3 protein-coding genes are annotated in these 3339 nt (G+C 24.4%); 2 read left to right on the forward strand and 1 reads right to left on the reverse strand.

All coding sequences use genetic code 11. The annotated features are described in order from the left end of the window. The first annotated feature begins 384 nt into the window (after nt 1-384). Nucleotides 385-1362 (forward strand): amidase domain-containing protein, encoded by a 978-nt coding sequence (locus tag SPJ33_RS06115; RefSeq protein WP_321117090.1) that lies wholly within the window; start codon nt 385-387, stop codon nt 1360-1362. Nucleotides 1363-1392: 30 nt separating this feature from the next. On the opposite strand, the gene SPJ33_RS06120 is transcribed toward SPJ33_RS06115, so the two are convergent. Then, nucleotides 1393-2199: a pyruvate, water dikinase regulatory protein gene (locus tag SPJ33_RS06120; RefSeq protein ID WP_321117091.1), complete on the reverse strand. Its 807-nt coding sequence runs from the start codon at nt 2197-2199 to the stop codon at nt 1393-1395. A gap of 175 nt (nt 2200-2374) precedes the next feature. On the opposite strand from SPJ33_RS06120, the gene SPJ33_RS06125 reads away from it, so the two are divergent. Beyond that, a complete protein-coding gene (locus SPJ33_RS06125) occupies nt 2375-3127 on the forward strand; it encodes a signal peptidase II (RefSeq protein ID WP_321117092.1) in 753 nt (250 codons plus the stop codon). Nucleotides 3128-3339 lie beyond the last annotated feature (212 nt).

The following is a 3339-nucleotide window of genomic DNA, read 5'->3' on the forward strand; positions in this document are numbered from 1 at the left end:
CAGCGTTCGTCCTGAGCCAGGATCAAACTCTCAATAAAAAGTTTAATCATTTAACTCATAAAACTTACTTGTAAAAAGAATTGCTGGTTGTTTAAATGTATTCTATATTCTGTTCAATTTTCAAAGACCATTTTTATCTCATCGACTTCAATCGACTTGTTTATATTATCACTTTTGAAAAACTTTGTCAACATATTTTTTTAAGTTTTTGACTTAATAAAAATACTGTTTAGCTTTTCTTTCAAAGCTGTTTCGCATCAGCGACAAGATATATATTATCATCGTAATTTAATAATGTCAACACCTTTTTTAAAAAATTATATCAAATATTATCTTATTTCATAAAATAATATAAACTATAACTAAATACAAGGATTTTCAAACATGTACACTATGCTAATAAATAAAAATAGTTCAATAAAAAATATCATAAAGAGCTTTCTTGATGCCATTATAATAAATGATAATTTTAAAAAATTTATTTCTAATAATAAACTAAATCAATTAATAGATCTAAAAATAAGATATTTTACTCTTTACAATAAAAAAAGTGGCATTCCTTTAATAAAATCATATTGCAAAATAAAATATGATTTTATTAAAAAAATTAATGAAGAATATTGTTTCGCTAAATTCTCTGCATATTCATTATTAGATATTAACAATCAAGGTTTTGATTCAATAACAACCTCAACATATATATGTCTTTTGAAAAAAATCTCTAATCACTGGTTTATAGAATATATATCTGATATAGAATCATTAGAATATTCAATTGATTATAAAAATTTAGATGATTTTGTTCATATCTATAATAGCCTATTAGATAAAGAAATATCAAAATATAACTCTTTATTACTAAACTTCAATACTCTCAATATAAATTTCAATAATACACTTCAGACTACATCAATACTCAAAAAAACTTTATACAAAAAGACTAAAGCAGTAGAATATGCTGAAAAATATGCCTTAACTTATAATAAAGAATATGAAAACTTTAATGAAAATGGTGGAGATTGTACAAACTTTGTATCTCAAGTTATTAATTATGCTGGTATTCCAACATCATCAACATGGAAACCTTACTCTAATTCATGGATTAGAGTTAAAGAATTACGTGATTATCTTATATATAATAATCTTGCATATGAAATAGCAACTCTAAACCATAATTGTATAGGTTGTATAATTCAATTTTTTAGCCCTATAAAAAATACTTGGGCTCATTCTGCAATCATAACTTACAAAGTAGGCAATACATTTTTATATTGTTGTCATTCATATGATAAATTAAACTATCCTCTTTCATATGTTTACCCTAGTGTTTATCCCAAAATAAGAATAATAATACCATATTAAAAAGCTAACATTACAATGCTAGCTTTTTGTTTATCTATTAATTTTTAAGGTATTTAAAATAATTAATGCAGTATCTTCTATTGCTCTTTGAGTAACATCTATAGTCTTGCAACCAAGCTTTCTCATTATCTTATCTGCAAACTCAAATTCTTCCAATATTCTAGCATCTCCTGCATATTCAATATCTGATGATATTTTATTAAATTTATCCAATCGTTTCTTTCTTATTTCAATTAATTGAAGTGGATTTATTGTTAATCCAAATATTTTCTTTTTATCAATTTCGTATAATTCATCTGGCACTCCTACTTCAGGTACTAGCGGTATGTTAATTGCTTTTATTCCTTTATTGGCTAAGTACATACATAATGGTGTCTTTGAAGTCCTTGAAAGCCCTACTAATACTACATCTGCATTTTTAAGCCCCCTATAATCCTTACTATCATCATATTGCATTGCAAATTCCATAGCTTCTATTCTTCTAAAATAATCCTCATCTGTTTTCCATACAGCTCCTGGATTATTATCTGGTAATCTATTAAGCTTAGATGATGCAATACCCAATATTGGCCCTAATATATTTATAACTGGTATATTATTTTCTGCTCCTTTCTGAGTCAAATATTCCCTAATATCAACAGTTATTATCGTAGATACTATTATAGCTTCTTCTGTACAGCTACCTGCAGCTGAAATTACATCTTTTACATCGTCTAATGTTTTTACATATGGAATTCTTTCCACTATAACATCAGAAGAAAATTGACTTGCAGCTGCAATTGCAACTTGATTTGCAGTTTCTCCTATAGAATCTGATACAGCAAATATCTTTAACATATAACTAACCTCACTTTAATTAGAATTAAAATTTTAGTTAAATTCCAAAATTTGTATTTTTACTTTATATTATTATATATTTTTTTATATTACTCAATAGTTAAGTTTAACATTATATGTTAAACTTATTTTTATAATTAGTAATTTTCAAATTATTATTTATGTGGAGGTTATAATGAATAAAAAAAAATTATTATCTATAGTTACACTTCCTATAATGTGGTTAATTTATTTATTATTTGAACTATTTACTGGAAGAATAAATGATCTAACTACTATTATAGGCAATATATTTTTAATATTATTATTTGCAATAGTTGGTTATGCCTTTTATGTATTTACATCAAAAAAAATAAATGGACTTACAACAAAAGAAATTTTTAGTTTTTTCTTTATATTAATGTTAATTGATCAAGGTATAAAAATAATAATTAAATTATTCTTCTTCAATTCTTATTTTGCTATTTTTAATGGATTTCTATCCTTTAACCCAATAATCAATACAGATGGTTCTTGGCTAAATGCTAGATTTGGCACATCTATTAGCTTTCCTATTTTGATTATACTTAATATATTAGCTTTAATAATTTTTGTTGAACTATATAGATATTACAAAAGTAAAGGAAATAAAGATATATTTAGCGATCTTACTATCATTTTTATAGTTGCAGGAGCTTCATGCTCTTTAATAGATAAGATATTCTATGGTGGCAGTTTAGACTTCATTGGAATAAGCAATTTATTTATTGCTGATTTTAAAGACATATATATTAATCTTGGAATATTGTTCTTAATTATCTTATTATATAATAATGGATTTTTTTCAAATGCAGATGATACTACTTTAAAAGAAGATTTTAAAAGCATAAAAAAATTTATTATATTCATGGGTAAAGATATAAAATCTATAATATCAAAAAACAAATAATATTAATAATTAAATTAAAAATAAAAAGCTACATCAAATATTTGATGTAGCTTCAATATTAATTTCAAAATAAAAAAAGATTATGCTTACATAATCTTTTTGAATATATAATGCTAAGCAAGTTCCTATTAGAGAATTACTTTAAGTAATTCTTGGTGGCTCACCCGGGAATCGAACCCGGGACACCATGATTAAAAGTCATGTGCTCTACC

This window comes from Clostridium sp. (assembly GCF_034179595.1).
In the GTDB taxonomy this organism is placed as follows: domain Bacteria; phylum Bacillota; class Clostridia; order Clostridiales; family Clostridiaceae; genus Clostridium.